The sequence below is a fragment of the Streptomyces sp. NBC_01268 genome (assembly GCF_036240795.1).
Taxonomy (GTDB): domain Bacteria; phylum Actinomycetota; class Actinomycetes; order Streptomycetales; family Streptomycetaceae; genus Streptomyces.
In genome coordinates this window covers 3,077,987-3,100,202 of record NZ_CP108454.1, presented here as the reverse complement: position 1 = coordinate 3,100,202, position 22,216 = coordinate 3,077,987, and the positions used below count along the sequence as shown (strand labels likewise).

The 22,216-nt window shown below is 70.3% G+C and carries 20 protein-coding genes; 12 read left to right on the top strand and 8 right to left on the bottom strand.

Annotated elements, in window-relative coordinates; genetic code table 11:
- Window positions 1-46 precede the first annotated feature (46 nt).
- Window positions 47-1,108, bottom strand: a complete 1,062-nt coding sequence (locus tag OG309_RS13685; protein ID WP_329420881.1) for a Tat pathway signal protein — start codon at window positions 1,106-1,108, stop codon at window positions 47-49.
- 254 nt (window positions 1,109-1,362) lie between these two features.
- On the opposite strand from OG309_RS13685, the gene OG309_RS13680 reads away from it, so the two are divergent.
- Window positions 1,363-2,166 (top strand): ATP-binding protein, encoded by an 804-nt coding sequence (locus tag OG309_RS13680; protein WP_329420879.1) that lies wholly within the window; start codon window positions 1,363-1,365, stop codon window positions 2,164-2,166.
- A 257-nt stretch (window positions 2,167-2,423) separates the two neighbouring features.
- Window positions 2,424-2,891 (top strand): NUDIX hydrolase, encoded by a 468-nt coding sequence (locus OG309_RS13675; RefSeq protein WP_329420877.1) that lies wholly within the window; start codon window positions 2,424-2,426, stop codon window positions 2,889-2,891.
- 62 nt (window positions 2,892-2,953) lie between these two features.
- On the opposite strand, the gene OG309_RS13670 is transcribed toward OG309_RS13675, so the two are convergent.
- From OG309_RS13670 to OG309_RS13655, 4 genes are all read right to left on the bottom strand, one after another.
- Window positions 2,954-3,535 carry a HEPN domain-containing protein gene (locus tag OG309_RS13670; RefSeq protein WP_329420876.1) on the bottom strand — a complete coding sequence of 194 codons (582 nt, stop codon included), beginning with the start codon at window positions 3,533-3,535 and terminating at the stop codon, window positions 2,954-2,956.
- 50 nt (window positions 3,536-3,585) lie between these two features.
- Window positions 3,586-4,803 (bottom strand): DUF262 domain-containing protein, encoded by a 1,218-nt coding sequence (locus OG309_RS13665; RefSeq protein WP_329420874.1) that lies wholly within the window; start codon window positions 4,801-4,803, stop codon window positions 3,586-3,588.
- A gap of 44 nt (window positions 4,804-4,847) precedes the next feature.
- On the bottom strand, window positions 4,848-7,985 hold the full coding sequence (locus OG309_RS13660) for a DUF3427 domain-containing protein (RefSeq protein WP_329420873.1): 3,138 nt from the start codon (window positions 7,983-7,985) through the stop codon (window positions 4,848-4,850).
- Between the two features lie 91 nt (window positions 7,986-8,076).
- On the bottom strand, window positions 8,077-9,093 hold the full coding sequence (locus OG309_RS13655; RefSeq protein WP_329420871.1) for an SEC-C domain-containing protein: 1,017 nt from the start codon (window positions 9,091-9,093) through the stop codon (window positions 8,077-8,079).
- A 63-nt stretch (window positions 9,094-9,156) separates the two neighbouring features.
- Here OG309_RS13655 and OG309_RS38140 point away from each other — a divergent pair, with 63 nt between their 5' ends.
- Genes OG309_RS38140 through OG309_RS13640 form a run of 3 tightly spaced genes read left to right on the top strand, consistent with a single transcriptional unit; the run spans window position 9,157 to window position 11,744 of the window.
- On the top strand, window positions 9,157-10,023 hold the full coding sequence (locus tag OG309_RS38140) for a class E sortase (protein ID WP_443067562.1): 867 nt from the start codon (window positions 9,157-9,159) through the stop codon (window positions 10,021-10,023).
- A 9-nt stretch (window positions 10,024-10,032) separates the two neighbouring features.
- A complete protein-coding gene (locus tag OG309_RS13645; RefSeq protein ID WP_329420869.1) occupies window positions 10,033-10,215 on the top strand; it encodes a hypothetical protein in 183 nt (60 codons plus the stop codon).
- Complete coding sequence (locus OG309_RS13640; RefSeq protein WP_329420868.1) at window positions 10,212-11,744, top strand: sodium:solute symporter family protein; 1,533 nt, start codon at window positions 10,212-10,214, stop codon at window positions 11,742-11,744. Before OG309_RS13645 ends, OG309_RS13640 begins: the two co-directional genes overlap by 4 nt.
- A 90-nt stretch (window positions 11,745-11,834) precedes the next feature.
- Here OG309_RS13640 and OG309_RS13635 read toward each other — a convergent pair whose 3' ends face one another.
- Window positions 11,835-13,229: an MFS transporter gene (locus OG309_RS13635; protein ID WP_329420867.1), complete on the bottom strand. Its 1,395-nt coding sequence runs from the start codon at window positions 13,227-13,229 to the stop codon at window positions 11,835-11,837.
- A 104-nt stretch (window positions 13,230-13,333) separates the two neighbouring features.
- On the opposite strand from OG309_RS13635, the gene OG309_RS13630 reads away from it, so the two are divergent.
- From OG309_RS13630 to OG309_RS13610, 5 genes are all read left to right on the top strand, one after another.
- Window positions 13,334-13,864, top strand: coding sequence for a winged helix-turn-helix transcriptional regulator (locus tag OG309_RS13630; RefSeq protein WP_329420866.1), 531 nt, complete (start codon window positions 13,334-13,336; stop codon window positions 13,862-13,864).
- A gap of 141 nt (window positions 13,865-14,005) precedes the next feature.
- On the top strand, window positions 14,006-14,308 hold the full coding sequence (locus tag OG309_RS13625) for a DUF6412 domain-containing protein (RefSeq protein WP_329420865.1): 303 nt from the start codon (window positions 14,006-14,008) through the stop codon (window positions 14,306-14,308).
- A gap of 124 nt (window positions 14,309-14,432) precedes the next feature.
- A complete protein-coding gene (locus tag OG309_RS13620) occupies window positions 14,433-15,155 on the top strand; it encodes a YidC/Oxa1 family membrane protein insertase (RefSeq protein WP_329420863.1) in 723 nt (240 codons plus the stop codon).
- A gap of 137 nt (window positions 15,156-15,292) precedes the next feature.
- On the top strand, window positions 15,293-16,150 hold the full coding sequence (locus tag OG309_RS13615; protein ID WP_329420861.1) for a fumarylacetoacetate hydrolase family protein: 858 nt from the start codon (window positions 15,293-15,295) through the stop codon (window positions 16,148-16,150).
- A gap of 124 nt (window positions 16,151-16,274) precedes the next feature.
- Window positions 16,275-17,753: a choice-of-anchor A family protein gene (locus tag OG309_RS13610; protein ID WP_329420859.1), complete on the top strand. Its 1,479-nt coding sequence runs from the start codon at window positions 16,275-16,277 to the stop codon at window positions 17,751-17,753.
- On the opposite strand, the gene OG309_RS13605 is transcribed toward OG309_RS13610, so the two are convergent.
- Window positions 17,716-18,183: a heme-degrading domain-containing protein gene (locus tag OG309_RS13605; RefSeq protein ID WP_329428302.1), complete on the bottom strand. Its 468-nt coding sequence runs from the start codon at window positions 18,181-18,183 to the stop codon at window positions 17,716-17,718. The two genes, OG309_RS13610 and OG309_RS13605, sit on opposite strands and share 38 nt — an antisense overlap.
- A gap of 110 nt (window positions 18,184-18,293) precedes the next feature.
- Entirely contained in the window at window positions 18,294-19,376 is a 1,083-nt protein-coding gene (locus tag OG309_RS13600; protein WP_329420858.1) for a Gfo/Idh/MocA family protein, read from the bottom strand.
- A gap of 56 nt (window positions 19,377-19,432) precedes the next feature.
- Between OG309_RS13600 and OG309_RS13595 the strand changes: the two genes are divergently transcribed.
- Entirely contained in the window at window positions 19,433-20,815 is a 1,383-nt protein-coding gene (locus OG309_RS13595) for an ROK family transcriptional regulator (protein WP_443067561.1), read from the top strand.
- Window positions 20,816-21,121: 306 nt separating this feature from the next.
- Window positions 21,122-22,108, top strand: coding sequence for a hypothetical protein (locus OG309_RS13590; protein ID WP_329420856.1), 987 nt, complete (start codon window positions 21,122-21,124; stop codon window positions 22,106-22,108).
- Window positions 22,109-22,216 lie beyond the last annotated feature (108 nt).

The window sequence follows — 22,216 nt, the reverse complement described above, 5'->3', positions numbered from 1 at the left end:
TCCTTATTGGCAGCGCCACTTATGGGGTACTGCGGCTTCGACGCCGTCAGACTACTCGTCGGCGAAGTGCGACCCGGGCTCGCTCGTCCACCTCGGAGGCTGCGGGGATTCCGCGACTGCGGAAGGGGGACAGGGTTGTCCGCATGGTGACAGCCGCTTCCCGCGTCCTGCCGGACTGAACGCAGTCCATGGCGTCCAGGGCTCGGGACCAGGTCTCGCACGCCGCATCGATCTGGCCCTGTCCGGCCTGGACGGCACCCATGTAGCCGAGCGTGACAGCGTGGGTCCGGCTGAAGGCGTCCGCTCTACGGTGCCGAACGCTGGCACGGAAATGGCGCAAGGCGCCATTGAGATCACCCAGGGCCCATAGTGTGCGGGCGGTCTCATGCGCGAGGGACGCTTCTTGGAAGAACCAGACCCGCTGAGGTTCGCCGTCTCCCGCGACGGATTGGCCAAGGTCGGTTTCGGCCTGATGGATCGCGGCGATAGCGTTGCCCTTCTGGCCGTCCATGGCCAGCGCCCGCGCACGCACGACGCCGATCAGGGCTCGTTCGCGTGGAGTGGCATGGGCATACCTCTTGCGTTCGATGGAGGCGGTGGCCAGGTCCAAGGCAGCCCTGGTGTGTCCAAGGTCTATGGCCTGATGGGCCATCGCCCGCAGGATGTGCCCGGCAAGAGGAGCGTCGTCGGCTTCGGCAGCAAGCTTGAGCGCGAGCGTGAAGTAGCGTCGTGCGGACTCGTGTTGAGAGGCGTCGAAAGTCATCCAACCGGCCACGTACACAGCCTCGGCTGCCGCCGAGTACAGAGAACGGCGTGAGGTCTCACTGCTGAAGACTCCGCTGACGTACCGGGCGACGTCGTCGACGATGTACTGGTAGAGGGCGGTTCGACCGTCGACACCGCCGTGCCGTTGATCGCGACGGGCAAAGAATTCCGTCATTTCGCGAACAGCCCGCACTTCGATCTCGCCGACTCTACGGTTCGGGCCGACCGCTCGGGAGCGCGCCCGCTGGGGAGCTTCATCCCACCACTGATCCCTGGGGAGGACCAGTCCGCCGACGGAGTAGACGGCGGCACCGGTGAGGAGTCGGCGGCGTTCGCGATCCATGCTTTTTCTCCCCAAGTCGACCAGAATCGCCAGCGTGTCGGTGTCCCACTCGGACCCGGTGACCGTATCCGACGAGTTCCCAGCGAGGCCGATCTCCGCGAGTGTGAGGGGACGTCCCAATCGGCGTGCGAGAGTTTCTCGCAGGACGTCGGCTGCCCGGCCCCGAGGCCGGGTTCCAGCGACCCACATGGCGATGTGCGAGCGCTTGACGGTGAGGAGTTCGTCGACTCCGGCCTCCGCTGCTACCCGTACTAATGCGGCAGCTACCACAGGCTGCGACCAGCCCGTCTCCGCGATCACTGCGGCTAGTTCGTCGTTTCTGTGCGCCACGCTGCGCCCCTGTTCACAAGAGAGCAATCCTTGACGGGTTTGACGGCATCGAGGCCTCAACGGGGATGCCTACCCATCGCCAATCACGGTTCGCTGAGAGAACACGAAACCACCAACCGGCAACGACAGGAGGGCAACTGGTGACTTTCAGCCACGTGGGTGACGAGGAAGGTCAGGTGGCCGCGGTGAAACCGTCTGCGACGCCGCCCTCCTTCTCTCCGCGTCTCAAGCCGCTTGTCGTAGAGCGGTGTGACGGCAAAGACATGCGAGGACGCGAGCAGCTCGCTCCCCCTCCTGTCGGAGTCGTTGGCGTCGCGGCTGTCACGTCTTGTGCGACAGGTCACCCTGCCTACTCGCAGAGCCTTCCGCGCGAAGCGCGGAGCGCAGCAGTCGCTCGCCGGCTGGTCCGAACGGCTCTGACTGTCTGGGGCCTGGGTTCGTTGACCGAGGACGCCACGCTTGTGATCACTGAGCTGGTCTCCAACGCGGTCGACCACAGTCGACTCTCGTCGATCCGCGTGATTGTCTCCCGGCCTTCCGTGAATGGGGTTCGCGTGGGCGTCGTCGACCGCTCCAGGACCCTCCCGATCCTGAGGGTGGAATCCGAAGCTGACCGACCTCGGGGACGGGGTCTGGTACTGATCGACATGCTCACTGAGGAGTGGGGCACCGAGCTGTACCGATGGGGCAAGCAGGTCTGGGCTGAGCTGAAAGAGGACGAAGCGTGAAGGACGGCAAGCCCTGGGTGGGCGACCAGGTACACGACGAGGCCACCAACAGGAAAGCCATCGTGACTGACGTCCGAGGGGGCACGGTGTACGTCCTGCGCCACGTCTGGGGCGGGGGCGACCCTTGGGAGGCCGAGGACCCTGAGACGCTCACGGTGACGGAGCCCGCCGGTGGAGGGCAGCACCACGCTCAGGCACCCGAAGCCGTCTCGGCCGGCGCACGACACTGCACACCCAATCAGGAGGGACCGCCGTCCATGGGCAGGACTGAGTACTACAACGATCCCAACGCCCCGAAGGCCAACACGCTCATCCCCGCCAGCAACCTGCTGGTCGTCGACGATGCCGGCGCCATCCTGCTCCAGCGCCGCCGCGACACCGGCCAGTGGGCACTGCCGGGTGGCGCCCAGGACATCGGGGAGACGGCTGCTGAGTGCGCGTTGCGTGAATGCCTGGAGGAGACGGGGATCACTGCCGAGATCACGGGCTTCCTGGGCGTCTACACGAACCCCCGCCACATCGTGGCGTACACCGACGGTGAGATCCGCCAGCAGTACGAGAACACGTACATCGGCAGGCCCGTCGCGGGCGAACCCACGATCAACGACGAGGCCGATGGCGTCTGCTTCGTCCAGCCGGCCGACCTCGACCAGTACGACATCCACCCCAGCATGCGCCAGCAGATCGGCGACTACCTGGTTGGCACGTACCCCTACCTCGGCTGAGCGGCCAGCGCAGCCAGAATTCACCTCCGATGAAAACGATGCACCCTCGTTGATTCAATAGGTTATTTTTCGTCAAGGATTACGTCGATTTCCTTGAATCCCTTCAGGATTGTATTGACGGTTTGTAGTTCGATTTGGGGATTTATCTGATGCTGCACCTTCGGTGAAGTGTGGGCGACCTCCCCTCGGGCCGTGGCCCAACCGTCAGTTGTTTCCAGCCATTCAGAGTTGATCTCTTCTCTTGATATTCCGATAGGGAGTAGGATTAGTAGAAGGTTTCGCTCCTTTATTCCGTGATTTTCTCGGCGGATGTAGGTGCTGTATCGCTTCTTTGCGATTTCTATGCGACCCTTGAGCGTCGGATACTTCGTAGATGAATCCCTCACTTCGGAGAGAGTGTCGGGTATGTCGATTTTTGATTCCCTGTGCGACATTAAGGCGAGGAGGCATGGCCGGACTCTTCCTGTCGCATCCCAGGTGGTGTGCGCCCGCTGTACGACCTCTATTGCCCTATCTTCTATGTACGACTCAAACTCTGCGTGGGCGAGTACACGGAAAGCGCGAGCGTGTTCGTAGACCCTGTCGGAGTAGAGTCCGGTCGGTTCGAATGTGCGGGGTATGAGGTGTCGTCTGAGTTCGTTCACCCGGCGGGACAGGGTTCTGTAACGTGAAGAAGGCACGGGGAACCTCCCTCTCACGTCAAGATTCGATTGCCGCTAAACCCGGGAATTGGCACGGGGATGCCAATGATGGAAGCCAGTTCGGTACCCCAAGTGCTCAAGCGTCGATGGGTCGCCACGGGGGTCTTCGTTGTGGTCTGGATTGATTCCACGAACTTACTATCCTGTTCGCAGATCCTCTTGAAGGCGGCCTCGACATCGTCGCCATGGGCGATTGCAGCAGCGGCGATTCCCTCATCGGAAAAGTAGTGCGTCATGACGTCAAAGACGGCGCGATTGAAACGCCCCTCATAGTCGCCGTCGGACCACCGGTAGAACGAATTATCGCCGAAGATCTCGAATGTCACCTGGATTGCCTTCTCGCAGGATTGTCCGACTTCCTTGATCTCGTCTTCGTGTTGCTCCCAGGCATCGTTGAGAGTGTTGACCGTCCCGTCGAGGAACGACTTCAGGTTTCCGGTATAGTCCTTGAGGTGGTAGCGGAAGGCGAAGAATCGCAGCATTATTTCCACGTCACGCATTCGGAAGTCAGGCTTCTTGATGCGCAGTGCGCTGCGGAGCCACGTGCTGGCGGATGCCGCGTCGTCTAGGTAATTGGTGAACGGGCCAGGGTGGAGGGCCTGTCGCAGCTCCTGGGGGGAGAGTCTGACGCTTCCCGTGTTGAGGCGAAGGAATACGAGGTTCAAGAACTCCTCGTTGGGCCAACGGCGGACTACGACAGTCCGAATCGTTTCATTGAGGAACGCATTCAAATCGTCGACCAATTCGCTATCGTTCTCCATTTTTTCCAGCGTTTTCAGACGCAAGTCGTCCCTCACGTCGAGGCTGGTCAAATTGAAGCCCTTAAAGTCTTGCTCCTCTTTCGATACGGCGAATGATGAGCCAGCTGCGAATTGTCGAAGCGCGAGTAGCCGCTGCTTTCCGTCGAGGACGATAAATTTTCCCCGCTGCTTCTTGTCCTCGGCCAAGACGATCTGCGGGATCGGCAACCCGAGGATGAGGGATTCAATAAACTTGCTCTTCCTGGCCTTGTCCCAGGCGTCACGGCGCTGGAACTTCGGGTTGAGCTGAATGTTTCCTCGCCGAAGCTGGCTCAGGATCGTTTCAGTCGTCCAGTCTGTATCGGTGACTACAGCGCGAGTGACGTCTGTGGATGAGACATTGGATGGCTCGTTCTCCTCGCCGTCCAGGTCGTCATAGGCGTCGTTATTGATTTCGTGTGTACGCGCCATTCTCTTTCCTTTTTGGGGTGATGGATATTCAATGGTTCTCTCGACTATCCGGCTGCGACCGCAGAGTAGGTCCACACGTCTGCAGGGATCTCGTGCTTCAGCTTCCACGTGATGCCCATAGGCTTGCTGCCCTTGTGTTTGACGTACTCTGCCGGGCCAAGCAGTATCCACGGCTGGGGGCCGCCGATGTCGGTTTTCTTGTAGCGGCGGACGAAGAGGAGGATGTGAGAGCCGTCTTCTCTGTGAGTTTGGTAGCGGCGACCCGTTGCTGACGTATCCGACGTTCGGTTCTGGGACTCCCAGTGGAAGAGGATCTCGCTCAGGGCGTAGTCGTGATAGCGCGTTTGGGGAGAGAAGTCCTTCTCATCCTTTTCGAGGGTGATGAACAGAGCATCCGTCTTGGTGTGGTCGCACCACTTGACGCCCTCGCGGAAGTGGCCAGGTACGTCGCGGTCCACGAAGGACTGGCCCAGGGCGGGGAGGATCTCCTCGCGGCTGTAGGACGCGTGGACGGTCAATGAGAGGCCGGCGAGTGAGCCCCGCAAGGCAATCGGGACATGGTCTAGTCGGTCCAGTGCGTACGCCAACACCTGGCGGAGTTCGCTTCGGAAGGCGTACTGGGGACGAAGTGACTCCAGCCCTTCCTCGTAGCTGGTAAAGCCGCTGAGGGGCCAGAGCGAGAAGTAGAGCATGCGGGCGAACGCTTGGTTGCGCTCGCTCAGGTCGCTGTAGCGAGGAGCGTCGTCCTCAAGGATCGTGGTGTATGCGGCGATTCGTTCGGGGTCGTCGGCGTGGTGGAATGCGGACACGCGCTTCAGGAGTGCCTCCTCGCCTTCCGGAGCCTCCTTCGGCAGCAATCCGGACCGGCGGAGGAGCCCCGTCCACGAGTTGCCGTTGCCGCGGTAGATCTCCTTGAGTTCCCGACCGCTTTCGTGCAGGTACGCCGAGAGTTGCGGCACCCCGTACCGCCTGACCTCCTGCACGAGCTGCGTGACGTTGACGCTGATCTGGCTGCGGATGTTGTCGATGATTAGTTCCTTGGCCTTCGACTCAAGGATGATCTGGCAGCCGGATGGCAACTGGGGGAAGTCGTGCTCCATGTTGGCGAGGAGACGGTTCCGCGTCAGGTTGGTCAGCGCGCGGAACTGCTCTTCGAAGCGGAACTCCTTGCGGTGCTGTCCGATGAAGTCCAGGACCGTGAGGACCGCCTTGTTCTGCGTGCGTCGGAGCCCGCGGCCCAGTTGCTGAAGAAAGACCGTGGCGCTGGACGTCGGGCGCAGCAGGAGGAGGGTGTCGACGTCCGGGATGTCCAAGCCTTCGTTGAACAGGTCGACCGAGAAGATCACTTGGATCTCGCCGGCGCGAAGGGCAGCCAACGCGGCCTTGCGTTCCTCGTGCGGACTTTCGCCGGACAGGGCAAGCGCCTTGAGACCGGCGCGTCGGAAGAACTCCGCCATGAAGGTGGCATGGGCAACGGAGACGCAGAAGCCGAGGGCACGCATGGCCCCTGGGTTGGCGACCTTGTCACGTACAGCCTGCACGACGAGCCGCGCGCGGGCGTCATTGCCCGTGAACAGTGCGCTGAGCGCCGTCGAGTCGTAGACCCCGCGCTTCCACGCAACGGCGCTCATGTCAGTGGTGTCGGTGATCCCGAAGTAGTGGAACGGGCTCAGCAGGTCGTTCTCCAGCGCCTCCCACAGTCGCATCTCCGCGGCGATGCGTCCTTCGAAGAACTCGTCCTGGACGTTGCGACCATCCATACGCTCCGGAGTCGCGGTGAGTCCCAGGAACTCCACGGGGCGGAAGTGGTCAATGATCCTTTGGTAGGTCGAAGAGACCCCGTGGTGGAACTCGTCAATGACGATGACGTCGAAGTGGTCGGGCGGCAGCTGCTCCAGCCTTTGTGGCTTCAGCGACTGCACGCTCGCGAAGACGTGCTGCCACCGGGCAGGTGCGTGCCCGCTGTGTAGCTCCTCCCCGAAGTTGGCGTCTACGAGCACGTCCTGATACGTGCGAAGTGACTGGCGCAGAATCTCCTGTCGGTGAGCGATGAACAGAAGTCGCAGGTCACGGCCGTGCTGCTGCCGAAGTTGCTTGTAGTCCAGCGCTGCCATGACGGTCTTGCCCGTGCCTGTTGCTGCCACGAGGAGGTTCCGGTGTCGGCCGTGAACCTCGCGCTCCACCTGGAGCCGTTCCAGCATGTCCCGCTGGTGTGCGTACGGTCGTACTTCCAGACCTGACAGCGTGATCGGCTGGTCCGCTGCTGTGCTCTTGCCTTGGCCGGCTACCCGGAGCGCCTCGCTGAGTCGCTCGGCGTCGTGATCGGGGTCGTACGCCTCGAAAGCCGGGTCGCTCCAATAGGCATCGAAGGTTGCCTCGAACTTACGGACCGCGTCCGGTGTCGCCACGGACGACAGACGAACGTTCCACTCCAGTCCGTCGAGGAGCGCTGCCTTCGACAGGTTGGAGCTGCCGACGTACGCCGTGTCGTATCCGCTGTCTCGGCGGAACAGCCAGGCCTTGGCGTGGAGGCGGGTCGAGCGGAGCTCGTAGTTGACCTTCACCTCGGCGTTGAAGCGCTTCACGAGCCGGTCGAGGGCTTGCCGCTCTGTTGCCCCGATGTAGGTAGTCGTGATCACTCGGATCGGGACGCCTCGCGCGTGAGCTGCTTCCAGCGACTGCTCGATGACCCGCAGACCGTGCCACTTCACGAAGGCGCACAGCAGGTCTACCCGATCAGCCGTGGCAAGCTCCGCCCGCAGCTCGAATCCAAGGCTGGGGTCCTCAGGTGCATTGGTGAGGAGGGCAGCCTCCGACAGCGGAGTCGCAGGTCGGGTTCGGTGGACGTCCTGGTCTTCTTGCCCGGCGACTGCAAGGAGCTGGCGTGGGCCATCGGCGACGAGCTCGACCCATTCACGAGCGCCCTCGATGGTGTTCATCGATTCGAGGATGTGATTGGCCGCGTGTACGTGTTCTGTTGCGGGCAACCGTTCCAGGATGCGACGCACTGTGTCGGACACGTGCCGTGCAAGGACGCGGGGGGAAGACTCGGGGCCGACGACATCATCGATCGCATGGCCGCCCCGACCTGCGAGTTCCTTGAGCTGTGCTTCGAGTCGCAGGGTTACCAACTGCTCGTAGAGCCCCGACACCGGCCCGCTGGAGTCCGATAGCTCGCTCATCGTGATTCCCTCCCTGATCAACCGCACCATAGCTATCAGGCATCACCGACAATCTCTCGGTGATGCGCGAACCCGATAGCTGGCGAGCTGATCACTCCACCCCGTGGCACTCCCCGTAAGCCCGCCCCGACCCGCACCAGCAAGCCGCCCCCCGCAGCGGCGGCCAAGCCGTCGCCCGTCCCCGGGCCGCCAAGGTCGTGGCGTACTGCGGCAGCAGGTCCGGGTTGGCGGGGGTGGAGGCTTCCGAGGCGGCGAAGGCTTCGTAGGAGGGGACCGTGGCGGGGACGATGCCCAGGTTCGGGGTGCCCGCGGCCGCGAGTTCGCGGAGGGAGGCCTCGATGTCCGTCAGGTGCGCCCGGTAGGTCGGGTACTCCGCCTCCAGCTCCGGGTAGGCCGCCAGGAGCTCGTCCAGTTCCGCTTCCGGCCAGTGCAGGACGGCTACCGGGAAGGGGCGGGACAGGGCGGTGCGGTAGGAGCCCAGTTCCGAGCGGAGGCGGGTGATCTCGGCCTGGAGTTCGGCCGGGTCCGACGAGCCCAGGGACCACAGGCGCTTCGGGTCGTGCAGCTCGTCCAGGGGGACGTCCCCGGTGTGGAGCCGGTCCGCCAGGGTGTCGTGCTGGTCGTGCGGCAGCGCCAGCAGCCGGCGGACGCGGTGGCGGGCCGCCAGGAGGGACTGCAGGGCGTACGAGATGTCGTCGGCGGACGAGGCCGGCTGCGGCAGGAGCAGCCCGGCCGCCTCCGTGAACGTGGCCTCCGCCTCCTCCAGCTCGTCGTGGGACTCCAGCGTCTCCGCCGCGATCTCCCACGGCGCCGGGTCCGACGGGCGGGCCCGGCGGACGCCCTCGATGATCGCGCGGGCCTCCGCCTCGTGGCCGTACTCCCACAGGTTCGCCGCCTTCAGCGACCTGATCAGGAAGGGCGAGGCCGGGGCGGGGGAGTCGGACAGCAACGCGTCGTACAGGGACGTCGCCCGCTCGCGCTCGCCGGCCAGTTCCAGGTGGGCCGCCGCGCGCAGCAGGAGCGGTTCGCGGTCCTCCGGGTACTGCCCCGCGGTGCGGAGCAGGCGCTCGGCTTCGGTGGTGTGGTCGGCAGACATGTCGGGGCGCATGTCGACCACCGTACTGCTGTACGGCCCTGGAGAGTTGGTGCCTCAGCGCTTATCGTGCCCGCCGTGCGGGATCGAATTCCGGTGGTCGTTCAGGGGCGCGCGCGGCGCGGCGGGGTCGGCCGTGCCCTCTGGGTGGGTGCCGAGGTCTTCGTCACCTGCGGCGTTGTTCTCGTTCTTTTTGTCCTGCACCAGATGTGGTGGACGAACGAGCAGGCCCGCGCCCAGGCCGTCGAGCAGGTGCGGGATCTGGAGAGGGAGTGGGGTAGGTCACCTGGGGAGGTCGGGGAGGTCGGGGAGGTCGGGGAGGTCGGGGAGGTCGGCGGGGGTGGTGGGGGCGCTCAGCCTGGTGGGTCGGGTGGGTCTGGTGGGTCTGCTGAGCCCGGGGGGGCTTCGGGGGATGGCGGGGGCGGTGCCGTGGAGTCCGGGGGTGGTTCCGGTTCCGGGGCCGGGGGTGGCGGCCGCGGGGGGTCCTCCTCCGCCTACGCCGTCCTCCGCATCCCCCGGCTCGGTCTCACCGTCCCCATCGCCGACGGCGTCGGCAAGCGCAGCGTGCTCGACCGTGGCTTCGTCGGGCACTATCCCGGCACCGCCGGGCCCGGCCGGGCCGGGAACTTCGCGCTCGCCGGGCACCGGAACACCCACGGCGAGCCCTTCCGTTACGTCAACCGGCTGCGCAAGGGGGACGTCATCGAGGTGCGGACCCGTGCGGGCTCGTACAGCTACCGCGTCGACCTCGTCCTCCCGCAGACCTCGCCCCGCGACGTCGGCGTCATCGCCCCCGTACCCCGGTCCCTCTACAAGCCGTCCTACGGGTACGACGACCTCGGCTCCTACCTCACCCTCACCACCTGCACCCCCGAGTACACCTCCACCTACCGGCTCATCGTCTGGGCCAAGCTGGTGCCCGGCGGGGGCCGGGCGAGGGCCTAGGCTCGACCGGTGATCAAGCGCCGTCCCCATCTGCTGTGGCTGCTCGTGCCCTATCTCCTCTTCGTCGCCGCCCCGCCCTTCGTCAACCACGTCCCGCTGCTGCTCTTCTGGCTCCTCGGGGCCACCGTCCTCACCCCCTTCTCCGTCGCCCTCGCGCGGCGCGGGGACCGGCGGGCGGGGCGGCGGGCGTGAGTTCCGCGCTTTGGATCCTCGGCGGCTTCCTGGTCCTCACGGTCCTCCTCGGGCTGCTCGCCGTGCGGCGCCAGGAGAGCGGCGGGCTCGCCGACTGGTCCGTCGGCGGGCGCTCGCTCGGGCCCGTGTTCATCTGGGTGCTGATGGCGGGCGAGGGCTACACCAGCTTCAGCTACCTCGGCGCCGCCGGCTGGGGCTACAACTACGGCGCCCCGGTCCTCTACGTCGTCGCCTACATGTCCTGCGGCTACGCCCTCGGCTACGTCGTCGGCCCCATGCTCTGGGGGTACGCCCGCAAGCACGGGCTCGTCTCCCTCAGCGACATGGCCGCCCACCGCTACCGCCGACCCTGGCTCGGCGCGGCCGTCGCCGTCCTCGCGACCGTCTTCCTCCTGCCGTACATCCAGCTGCAGATCACCGGCATGGGTGTCGTGCTCTCGACCGTCTCGTACGGGCGGATCGGGCTCGATCCCGCCTACTTCCTCGCCTTCGCCGTCACCACCGGTTTCGTCGTCGTCAGCGGGCTGCGCGGCAGCGCCTGGGTCTCCGTCCTCAAGGACGCCCTCGTCATCCTCACCCTCGGCTTCCTCGCCGTGTACGTGCCGCTGCACTACTTCGACGGATACGGGGAGTTCCTCGGCCGGCTCGCCGACGAGAAGGCGGAGTGGCTCGCGCTGCCCGGGCACGGCGGCGAGCGGAGCGGGTACGGGGTCGGCTGGTTCGCCTCCACCACCCTGCTCAACTCCCTCACCGTCGTCATCTTCCCGACCACCGTCGCCGGCTACCTCGGCGCCCGCGACGCCGACACCCTGCGCCGCAACGCCGTCTGGCTGCCCGCCTACAACGTGCTGCTCTTCGTCCCCATGCTGCTCGGCATGGCCGCCCTGTTCGTCGTCCCCGGCCTCACCGGCGCCGGGTCGAACCTCGCCCTCTTCGAGCTCGTCACCGACTCCCTCCCGCCCTGGGCCGTCGGCCTCGTCGGCGTCGCCGCCGCGCTCTCCTCCATCGTGCCGATGGCCGTCTTCATGCTGGTCATCGGCACCATGTGGGGGCGCAGCGTGCTCTCCCTCCTGCCGCGGCTCCGGAACCGCGAGAAGGGCCTCTCCCAGCTCGTCGTGGTCGTCGCCGGCGGGCTCGCCCTCCTCATGACGTACACCGCGCCCAACACCCTCGTCCGCCTCTCCCTCATCTCGTACGAGGGGATGGCGCAGCTGCTGCCGCTGCTCCTGCTGGGGCTCGTGTGGCGGCGGATGACCCTGTACGGCGGGGTCTGCGGGCTCGCCGTCGGCGTCGCCCTCGTCTGCTGCCTCGTCTTCACCGGCAACGACCCGGTGTGGGGCGTGAACGCCGGGCTCCTCGCGCTGCTCGTCAACCTCGCCGCCGCCGTCCTCGTCAGCCTGTACGGGCCCGCGGGCCCCGACGACCCGCGCGAGGACGCGGACGTGCTCGCCCGCGAGGAGTTCACCGACGCCCGGCTGCCGGGGTTCGACGACGAGGACGACCGGCCGGTTTCCGTGTCTCGCCGGTAGTCCCTCTCGGTCGCCGGTCGCCGGTCGCCGGTCGCCTGCCCCCTCCGCCTGCCCTCTACCGCCTCGCCGCCAGCCCCCAGCCCCTCGCCCTCACCCCCGTACCCGCCCCGCCCCCAGCGTCACGGCCGCCCCGGCCAGTCCCAGCGCCGCCGAGGTCAGCAGGGCCGTGTCCGGGCCCGTCGTCGCCAGGGCGAGGGCCAGGGCCACGCCCGCCGAGGAGCCGATGTAGCGGGCCGTGTTGTTGGCGCCCGAGCCCATCGCCACCCGCTCGCGGGGTACGGAGTCCACGGCGAGCCTCGGCAGCGCCGCGTTCAGCAGGCCGCTGCCCGCGCCCGCCACGATCAGGCCGGGCAGGAGGCGGGGCCAGCTCGCGCCCTCCAGGGCGCCGTACAGGGCGAGCACTCCGGCCGTCGAGAGCGCGAAGCCCAGGGCGAGCTGGTGCGTGGCGGAGAGCCGGCCGGACAGGCGGCGGGACTGCAGGGCGACGACGAACGCCGTACCCGACCAGAGAAGGAAGAGCCACGCCGTCGTCAGCGCCGCCATCCCCGCGCCCCGCTGCAGCAGCGCCGGCAGCACGCTGAAGAAGCCGATCACCGCCAGGCCCGTGAACAGCGCCCCCGCCGTCGCCGCGCGGAACGCGGGGGTGCGGAACAGGGCCAGGTCGATCATCGGCGCGGCGGCGCGCCGCTCGACCCGGACGAACAGGGCGCCGAGGGCGACGGCCGCGAGGGCGAGCAGGCCCACCGACGGGCGCAGCCAGCCGTCCCGGCCCAGGGTCAGCGCGGTGAGCAGCGCGGCCAGGGCCAGGCCCAGCGCGAGGGCTCCGGCGAGGTCCGTCCGGCCCTCGCGCGGGGCGCGGGACTCGGCGAGGGTACGGGTGCCGAGCGCGGCCACGAGGAGGGTCGCGGCGCCCAGGGCCACGTACGTCCAGCGCCAGTCGGCCAGCGTGCTCAGGGTGCCCGCGAGCAGCGGGCCCAGTGCGATGCCCGCGCTGACGAACGCGCCCCACACGCCGGTCGCCCTGATCCGCTCCGCGCCCGTCGGGAACGCGTGGGCCAGCAGGCCGAGGCTGGCCGCGAGCACGGCCGCGCTCGCCGCGCCCTGGGCGACGCGGGCGAGGGTGAAGGTGAGCGTGGAGTTCGCGAAGCCGCCGAGCGCGGTGGCGAGGCCGAGGCCGAGGGTGCCGAGCAGGAAGACCCGGCGCCGCCCGTGGGCGTCGGCCAGGCTGCCGGCCACCAGGAGGAGGACGGCGAGGCCGAGCGGCGTGCCGTTGAGCAGCCAGGCCTGGGCGGCGGCGGGGGTGCCGAAGGCGCGGGCCGTGCTGGGCAGGGTGAGCATCGGGGCCGTGTAGTTCATCAGCGTCAGGGCGGTCGCGGCGCTGGTGACGGCCAGGGTCGTGCGACCGCGGGCGAGGCCCCGTGCCGAGCCCCGGCCCTGACCGGCGGGGCGATCGGCCGTGGTGACCGGAGCGGCTGGCTGGGGCATGGCGGGACCTCGGCTTCCGTCGGTTCGTTCAATGAACCTTGAGCGTCCTCGTACCGTACCAGTCAAGGTTCATTCACTGAACCCTTTCCCTTACACTCGTCCCCATGGCCCTCGGCAAGGACTACGCGACCCAGCAGTGCTCCATCGCCCGCGCCCTCGAAGTCGTCGGCGAGCGCTGGACCCTCCTCGTCGTGCGCGACGCCTTCTACGGCGTCCGCCGCTACAACGACTTCCTCGTCCACCTCGGCGCCCCCCGCGCCGTGCTCGCCGCCCGCCTCCAGGCCCTCGTCGAGGCCGGGGTGCTCGACCGCTGTCGCTACCAGGAGGCGCCGCCGCGTGACGAGTACGTGCTCACCGAGCGCGGTGTCGCCCTCTGGCCCGTCCTGCGCTCCCTCGGGCTGTGGGGGCGCGAGGCGCAGCCCGGTGCCGTGCCCATGCGTCATTTCCATCACGTCGACTGCGGCACCGAGGTCGGTCCGTACGGCGAGTGCCCGGCCTGCCGGACCCCCGTCCACCCCGCCGACATCGAGATGCGGCCCGGCGCCGGACTCGATCCGGACCCCGCCGATCCGGTCGCCCGCGCCCTCCTCGCGCCCCGCCGACTCCTCGTACCGCTGGAGACCGGTCGTGTATAACGGTGGGACGACCGGTGGGTTGTAGTCGGTAGTGGTCGACAGTCGACAGTGGCCGGTCGTCGTGAGTCGCAGTCGGTAGTGGCCGAAAGGGCCGTAGCGGCCGTAGCGGCCGTAGTGGTCGGGACAGGACGGGAGGTCGGTATGCGCAACGGGCTGTTGCTGCGCGTCCTGGCGCCTCTCCTCTTCCTCCTCGCCCTCGCCGACCTGCTCCTCTCCGAAGGCTCCACCGGCGCCGGACTCTCCGCCGCCTTCGCCATGGCCGCGACCGCCTTCGTCTGCGCCCTGATCGGCGCCGGCGCGGTCCTGCCCGTGCCGCCCACCCGGGTCCGCACCGCCCTGCGCGAACGGGCCCTGCGCACCGCCTTCCTGCCCCAGCGCGACCCCGACGCCCCCGGCCGTCGCAGGCCCCGGGCCCCCGGCCGTCTCCTCCCGACGGCCGCGTAGCAGGACCTCCCCCCCCCCGGGCTCCCAGCTCAGCTGATCCCCCGGTCTCCTGGGTTCTCCGCGCGTTCCGTCCTGCCGAATCTCCTCTTCTTCCGGCACGACGAGACCCCTCGGAGGGCTCCCCATGTCCGTTTTCGCTTCCCTGGTCGAGCACCTCGCCGACCTGCTCCAGCCGCTCTTCGGCCTGAGCGCCACCGCCGCCGCCATCGTCCTGTTCACGATGTGCGTTCGCCTCGCCGTCCACCCCCTCTCGCGGGCCGCCGCCCGGGGGCAGAAGGCCCGCACCCGGCTCGCCCCGCGCCTCGCCGAGCTGCGCAAGAAGCACGCCAAGAACCCCGAGCGCCTGCAGAAGGCGATCATGGAGCTGCACGCGGAGGAGAAGGTCTCGCCGTTCGCCGGCTGCCTGCCGAGCCTGCTCCAGGCGCCCGCCTTCTTCCTGATGTTCCACCTGTTCTCCGGTGGGCAGATGGCAGGCCACAGCCTCTTCGCCGCCCCGCTCGGCGACCACTACGCCGACGCCCTCTCGAACGGCGGCGTGTTCGGCCCGGCCGGCCTGGTCTACCTGGTGCTCTTCGCGGTCGTCGCCGCCGTCGCCACGTACAACTACCTCCGGGCCCGGCGCCAGCCGGTCCCCGTCCCGGCCGACCCCGGCCAGCCCGGCGCCGGCGTGGCGGCGGCCATGGGCCGGTACCTGCCGCTGCTCTCCTTCGCGACCCTGCTCTCGGTCGCCGTCGTGCCGCTGGCCGCCGCGCTCTACATCGTCACCAGCACCACCTGGACCGCCGTCGAGCGGGCCTTCCTCTACCGGGACATGCCCGCAGCGGGTGCCCTGGTTACTCCCGCGTAAGGGTCCAGGGTGTGAACGGGGGCTTGCGGGGTGACCCGTTCCATTGGAGGATCGACCAATCCTCCGATGGCCGCACTCCATCGGCCGGGGTTCACGACGGCCCGCCCCCGGGCCACCTCGACCACAGGGAGAAGACCATGAAGCTGCTGCGTGTCGGCCCGCCAGGGGCCGAGCGGCCCGCCCTCCTCGACCAGAACGGGACGCTCCGCGACCTGTCCGCCCTGGTCGACGACATCGACGGCGGTCTCCTCGGTGACGCCTCGGCGCTCGACCGGGTGCGCGCCGCGGCCGGCGCGGGCGTGCTGCCCGCGCTCGACGCGACGGGGCTGCGGATCGGTCCGCCGGTCGGCCGGATCGGCAAGGTCGTGTGCATCGGGCTGAACTACCACGGTCACGCGGCGGAGGTCGGCGCGGCGGTGCCGGCGGAGCCCGTCGTCTTCCTCAAGGCCGCCGACACCGTCGTCGGCCCCGACGACACCGTCCTCGTGCCGCGCGGCTCGGTGAAGACCGACTGGGAGGTCGAGCTGGCCATCGTCATCGGCCGCACCGCCCGCTACCTGGAGACCGACGAGGAGGCCCTGTCCCACGTCGCCGGGTACGCGCTCGCCCACGACGTCTCCGAGCGCGAGTTCCAGATCGAGCGCGGCGGCACCTGGGACAAGGGCAAGAACTGCGAGACCTTCAACCCGCTGGGCCCCTGGCTGGTCACCGCCGACGAGGTGCCGGACCCGCAGGACCTCGGCCTGAAGCTGTGGGTCAACGGCGAGTTGAAGCAGGACGGCCACACCTCCGACCAGATCTTCCCGGTCGCCGAGGTGGTCCGCTACGTCAGCCGCTTCATGACCCTGTACCCCGGCGACATCATCAACACCGGCACCCCGGCGGGCGTCGCCCTGGGGCAGCCCGAGCCCAAGCCGTACCTGCGGGCCGGTGACGTCGTCGAGCTGGAGATCGAGGGGCTGGGCCGCCAGCGCCAGGAGCTCAAGGGCGCCTGAGTCCCGGCGGGTCCGGCCCGCCGCCCCGACCGCGGGCCGGTCATGAGTCGTCCGGGCGATGCCTCGGGCGCCCCCTGCGCGTCGGGCGCCGCCCTCGGCCGTCCCATTCGGCATATTGGCCTATATGAGTGCACATGTGACGAATCGTCGGCATCTGGTGAGAGCGACGGTGGCGGTGGCGGGCGCCGTCGCCCTCGTCGGCGGCCTCGCCACCGCGAGCCTCGCCGACCCGCTCCCGGGCGGCCTCGGCCCCTGTCTGCCGGGCGCGTGCCCCTCCCCGTACCCGGACATCGGCAACGGGGCGATCGCCGGGCGCGACAACAACGTCAACATCTTCGTCGGCGGCGACTTCCTCGTCCGGCAGGCGGCCGCCGAGGCCGAGGGCAAGGTGGTCGTCCTCGGCCGCTTCGACATGCACAAGCGCGCGGGCGTCTCGCAGGTCTACAACGTCGGCGTCGCGGGCGTCGGTTCGCGCGTCCCGCCGGACGACGGCACCGACTTCCTCTCCACCGGCGGGAACGTCACCATCGCCGCCGGCCAGCGCCTGCTCGCCGAGGAGGGGAGGGTGCACGGCGTCGTACGGTACGCGGGCGCCCTCAGCGGCACGGTCTCCCCGAAATCCGTGCACGACACGGCCGCGGTCGACGCGTTCGCGCCCCTGCGCGAGCGGCTCACCGACGCGAGCCGCTGCTACGCGTACGTGGAGGGCAAGCGGCGCAAGGCGACCGGGACCGCCGTCAACAGCGGCAGCGAGACCCTCTTCACCGGCGACGGGAAGTCGGCGCTCCAGATCTTCGACGTCGACTTCGACCTGGAGTCGAAGAGCGGCGGCTCGCAGGGCTTCCGCTTCACCGGCATCCCGGCCGGGGCGACGGTCCTCGTCAACCTCTACGGCGCGGACCGGACCATCGACACCTACAGCGGTGACGTCCCGGACTCCCTGCGGGACAAGCTGCTGTGGAACTTCCCCGACGCGACCCGGGCGACCTTCGAGGGCAGCGGGCAACTGGAGGGAAGCGTGCTCATCGCCCAGCCGGCGAGCATGGCGACGGCGACCCTGCCCGGCATGAACGGGCGGTTCTACACGAGCGGTTCGTTCACCCACACCTCGCTGACGAGCGGGGGCGGCGGGCAGGAGATGCACGCCTACCCGTTCGACGGCGACCTGCCGAAGTGCGACGGGCTCGGACCGACGCCGACCCCCACCCCGACGCCCACGCCCACGCCCACGCCGACCCCCACCCCGACTCCGACGGAGTCGAACGGGACGGACGGCGGATCCAGTGACGGCGGCTCCACCGACGGGGGCTCCACGGACGGCGGTTCCACCGACGGCGGATCGTCGGACGGCGGCGCGAGTGACGGCGGTTCCACCGACGGCGGTGCGGACACCGGCGGAGCCGCGGGCGGCGACACGGGCGGTCACACGACCGGCGGGCACGGCACCAGCGGCAGCACCGGCGGCGGTGAACTCCCCGACACGGGTTCCGGTTCCACCACCGGAAAGGTCGTCATGGGCGTGACCGCCGCCGGGCTCGCGCTCAGCGGCGGCGCGCTCGTCGCGGTCAGCCGGCGGCGTCGCCGCGCGACCGGTACGAGCTGAGCAGGCGTTCCAGGCCGAGGACGACGAGCGCGTGGTCCTCGGCCTGCGGCAGCCCCGAGACGGTGACCGCGCCGACGACGCCCGCGCCCTCGACCGTGAGCGGGAACGAGCCGCCGTGCGCGGCGAAGCGGTCGGGGTCGAGGCGCGAGGACAGCTCGAAGGTGGTCCCCTTCGCGCGGAACCTGGCGCCGACGAGGAAGGAGCTCACGCCGTACCGCTCCACCACCCGACGCTTGCGCTCGATCCAGGCGTCGTTGTCGGCGCTCGACCCGGGCAGCGCGCAGTGGAACAGCCGCTGCGCGCCGCGCCGGACGTCGATGGCGACGGGCGCGCGCCGCTCGCGGGCCAGACCGGTCAGGATCGTGCCGAGCGTCCAGGCGTCCTCGTACGTGAAGTGGGGCAGGACCAGGGCCGCCTCCTGGGCCTCCAGCCCGGCGAGGTCGTCGGGGCCGGCCGCTCCGACGGTTCCGGCTGCTCCGACGGTTCCGGCCGTTCCGTCGGGGCCGGCCGTTCCCGTGGTGCCGCTCTTCCCGGGCGTGCTCACAGCGTCACCGCCACGCCGTCGCGGGCGGAGTGCCTCGCCGCCTCCAGGACGTCGAGGGCGTCGGCCGCCTCGTACGCCGTCACCGGGTTCGGCCCGGTGCCGCGCAGGGCGGCGGCGACGGCCGCGTAGTAGGCGGGGTAGGCGCCCGGCAGGGTCTCGACGGGGGTGCCGCCACCGGTCAGCGGCGACTCGCCCGAGCCGAGCCGCCCCCAGAGCTGTTCCGGCTCGACGCCCCAGGGGGCGCCGGGTTCCGGGCGCAGGCCTTCGCGCAGGGCGGCCTCCTGGGGGTCGAGCCCGTACTTCACGTAGCCGGCGCGCTGCCCGAGCACCCGGAAGCGGGGGCCGAGCTGCGCGGTGGTGGCGCTCACCCAGAGGTGCGAGTGCACGCCGTTCGCGTGGGTGATCGCGAGGAAGGTGTCGTCGTCGGCCTCGGCGCCCGGGCGCCGCACGTCGGACTCGGCGTACACGCGGAGGGCCGGCCCGAAGAGCACCAGGGCCTGGTCGACGACATGGCTGCCGAGGTCGTAGAGCAGGCCGCCGATCTCCTCCGGGGCGCCGGACTCGCGCCAGCCGCCCTTCGGCCGCGGCCGCCAGCGCTCGAAGCGGGACTCGAAGCGCTGGACCTCGCCGAGTTCGCCCTCCGCGAGGAGGGCGCGGAGGGTGAGGAAGTCGTTGTCCCAGCGCCGGTTCTGGAACACCGAGAGCAGCAGTCCGCGCGCGTCGGCGAGGCCGGCGAGCCCGCGGGCCTCGGCGGCGGTCCCGGCGAGCGGCTTGTCCACGACGACGGGCAGCCCGGCCTCCAGGGCGGCGGTGGCGACCGGGACGTGGGTCTTGTTGGGGGAGGCGACCACGACCAGGTCCAGGTCGTCCGCCCGCGCCCACAGCTCCTCGGGCGAGGCGGCGACCGTGACGCCCGGGTGCTCGGCGCGGGCCTGGTCGGCGCGCTCCGGGTTCCCGGTGGTGACCGTGTCCAGGACGAGGTCGGGGGAGGCGGCGATCAGCGGGGCGTGGAAGACGGAGCCCGCGAGGCCGTAGCCGACGAGTCCGACGCGGAGGGGGGCGGGGGCGGTGCCAGTCATGCCCTCCACTTTGGCAACGCTGTTGCCAAAGTGCAAGCAGGGGGGACAATGGGCGGGTGGCGAGGACGGAGAGGGGCACGGACGTGGGGACGGGGAAGGACGCCGGCACAGGAGCCCGGGCAGGAATCCGTACAGGAGCCCGTGCGGATTCCGGTACGGGGGCGACGGGCGCGGATCCCCGTACGGGGACGCGTACGGACACCCCCGCGGGGACGCGTGCGGGAGCGGGCGGCGCGAACCTCCCCGCGCTGCGCAGCCACAACGCGGCGCTGGTGCTCGACCTGCTGCGGACGGCCGGGCGCGAGGGGATCAGCCGCCTGGAGCTGGCGGAGCGGACCGGGCTGACCCCGCAGGCGGTCAGCAAGATCACCGCCCGGCTGCGCGCCGAGGGCCTGGCCGCCGACGCCGGGCGCCGGGCCTCCACGGGCGGCAAGCCGGCCACCGTCCTGCGGCTCGTCCCCGAGGCGGCCCACGCGATCGGCCTCCACCTCGACCGCGACGAGCTCACCGCAGTCCTGCTCGACCTCGCGGGCGAACGCGTCGCCGAGCGCAGCGCCCCCCTGGACCTGGGCGCGGGCGCGGAACCGGTCCTGGCGGCGGTACGGGCGGAGGTGGCCGCGCTCCTGCCGGGCGGGGCCGGCGCGGGCGCCCGGCCGGGCATCGGGAGCGAGGGCGGCGCGGCCCCCCGGGCCGGTGCCGAAGGCGAGGGCGGCGGGCCCCTCCGGGCAGGTGGCGGAGGCGAGGGCGCCGCGGCGCTCGGGGCCGGTGTCCTCGGAGTCGGTGTCGCCATGCCCGGGCCGCTGGACCACCGGGCCGGAACGCCCGGGCGGGTCACCGGGTTTCCGCAGTGGGACGGTTTCCCGCTGCGGGACGAGCTGGCGCGCGGGCTCGGACTGCCCGTCGTGCTCGACAAGGACACCAACGCCGCCGCCCTGGGCCTCGCCCTGCGCCCCGGCGCCCCCGGCTCCTTCGCGTACGTGCACCTCGGTACGGGTCTGGGCGCGGGCCTGGTCCTCGGCGGTGCGGTGCTGCGCGGGGGCAGGACCGGGGCGGGGGAGCTCGGGCACCAGACCGTCCAGCTCGACGGGCCGCCCTGCGACTGCGGCGGGCGCGGCTGCCTGGAGGTGCTGTGCCTGACGGCCCTCGCGCGCGGCGACGTCGACGGCGCGGCCCGGGTGCTCGGCACCGGCGCGGCGAACCTGGTCCGGCTGCTGGACGTCGACCGGGTCCTGCTCGGCGGCCGTGCGGTCCTGGCGGCCCCCGAGGTGTTCGCGCGCGGCACCCGCGAGGTCCTGGCCGGCCTCGCCCTCCCGGCGGACGTGGCGGTGGCGACCGCCCCGCACGCCGTGGCGGAGGGCGCGGCCCAACTGATCCTCGCGCCGGTCTTCGGCAACCGGCCCTCGGGCTTCGGGGGCGAGCCGCCGACCGTCGGGGCGTAGGGCCCCCGGCGTGGAGCCCCGCGGGACGGACCGTGGGGGCTCGGCGGGGAGGTCCGCGGACGGACCGTGGGGGTTCGGCGGGGAGGTCCGCGGACGGACCGTGGGGGTTCGGCGGGGAGGTCCGCGGGACGGACCGTGGGCCCCCGCCCTTGCCCGGCCCGGCATCCTGACAGTCGGACCATAGGCTGATCGGGCGGGATCCCCCGGGTGTTCGACGGCGCGGCCGCGTCGTTCGCGCTTCCGCCGTACCGCGCGTGGCAGCGTCGCGGGCGACCCGTACGCCGCGAGCAGCAAAGGCACCCGCCCATGCGACTGCGCAACGCCCTCGCCCTCGCCGCCCTCACCACGGCCGCCGCCGTCCCGGTCGCCCACGCCCTGGCCCCCGTGCCGGCGGTGGCGGCGCCGCCCGAGTGCGGCGCGGCGGCCGCCCGGGACTTCCCCCTCGCCACCCGGATCGAGGACGGGCCCGCCACGTACGCGGCGGGCGGGGATTTCCTCACCTGGAACCTCGACCTCACCAACACCACCGCCCGGCCCTGCCGGGACATCCACCCGGTGCTCGTCCTCACCGACCGCGAACGGACCCTGCGGCCCGCCCAGATCCGCGCCGAGTTCTACGACGCCGGGGCACGGCTGTGGCGGCCCGTGACGTTCGAGGGGACGGACCGGTCGGAGAGCGTGGGTGTCTTCGGCGGGACCGGCGGGACCGGCGGGACCGGCGGGACCGGCGGGACCGGCGGGGACGCGCCGGACGGTCCGACGGGTTCACCGGATGCATCGGACGCATCGGACGGGCCGGACGGCCCGACCGGCGCCGCCACCGCACCCCCCGCCTTCACCGGCTTCGCCGTCCCCGCGCACCGCACCCTCACCGTCCCCGTGCGGCTCGCCTTCCGCGCCGACACCGTCCCGGACGAGGTGGTCGTCAACGCCGCCGTCGTGCAGCGGCGGGGCGACGACGGCGACTGGGTCGGGGAGTCGGGCGACTATCCGCTGACCGTGCTTCCGGCGGACCCGGCGGACCCGGCGGACCCGGCGGACCCGGCCGACCCGACCGGCCCCGCCGCCGAGCGTTCCCCGGTCCCGGCCGATCCGGCGCGGCCCACCTCGCCCGGCACGGCCCCCGTCCCGGTCCGCCCCGAACTCGCCCGTACCGGGCCCGAGTCCGGGCACCGCGCGGTGCCCGCCTCGCGGCGCGAGTCCGCGCTCCGGGCGGCGCTGGTCTCGGCGGCGCTGCTGGGGGTGGGGGCGGTCCTGGTGCTGTTCGCCCGGCGCCGCCGACGGCACGCCTAGGGCCTGTCGTCACACTCCCGCCTGCCCCGCGACGCCTGGCACGCGCTCTCGCCGCACCGGGTGAAAGTCCGAGTACGTCCAGTACGAGGGCTTCCACCCGGCACGCCG

Coding starts and splice junctions, on each gene's coding strand:
- OG309_RS13685 (WP_329420881.1), bottom strand. CDS start 1,108: ATGGATCGCGAACGCCGCCGACTCCTCACCGGTGCCGCCGTCTACTCC.
- OG309_RS13680 (WP_329420879.1), top strand. CDS start 1,363: ATGCGGCAGCTACCACAGGCTGCGACCAGCCCGTCTCCGCGATCACTG.
- OG309_RS13675 (WP_329420877.1), top strand. CDS start 2,424: ATGGGCAGGACTGAGTACTACAACGATCCCAACGCCCCGAAGGCCAAC.
- OG309_RS13665 (WP_329420874.1), bottom strand. CDS start 4,803: ATGGCGCGTACACACGAAATCAATAACGACGCCTATGACGACCTGGAC.
- OG309_RS13660 (WP_329420873.1), bottom strand. CDS start 7,985: ATGAGCGAGCTATCGGACTCCAGCGGGCCGGTGTCGGGGCTCTACGAG.
- OG309_RS13655 (WP_329420871.1), bottom strand. CDS start 9,093: ATGCGCCCCGACATGTCTGCCGACCACACCACCGAAGCCGAGCGCCTG.
- OG309_RS13635 (WP_329420867.1), bottom strand. CDS start 13,229: ATGCCCCAGCCAGCCGCTCCGGTCACCACGGCCGATCGCCCCGCCGGT.
- OG309_RS13630 (WP_329420866.1), top strand. CDS start 13,334: ATGGCCCTCGGCAAGGACTACGCGACCCAGCAGTGCTCCATCGCCCGC.
- OG309_RS13625 (WP_329420865.1), top strand. CDS start 14,006: ATGCGCAACGGGCTGTTGCTGCGCGTCCTGGCGCCTCTCCTCTTCCTC.
- OG309_RS13620 (WP_329420863.1), top strand. CDS start 14,433: ATGTCCGTTTTCGCTTCCCTGGTCGAGCACCTCGCCGACCTGCTCCAG.
- OG309_RS13615 (WP_329420861.1), top strand. CDS start 15,293: ATGAAGCTGCTGCGTGTCGGCCCGCCAGGGGCCGAGCGGCCCGCCCTC.
- OG309_RS13610 (WP_329420859.1), top strand. CDS start 16,275: ATGAGTGCACATGTGACGAATCGTCGGCATCTGGTGAGAGCGACGGTG.
- OG309_RS13600 (WP_329420858.1), bottom strand. CDS start 19,376: ATGACTGGCACCGCCCCCGCCCCCCTCCGCGTCGGACTCGTCGGCTAC.
- OG309_RS13590 (WP_329420856.1), top strand. CDS start 21,122: ATGCGACTGCGCAACGCCCTCGCCCTCGCCGCCCTCACCACGGCCGCC.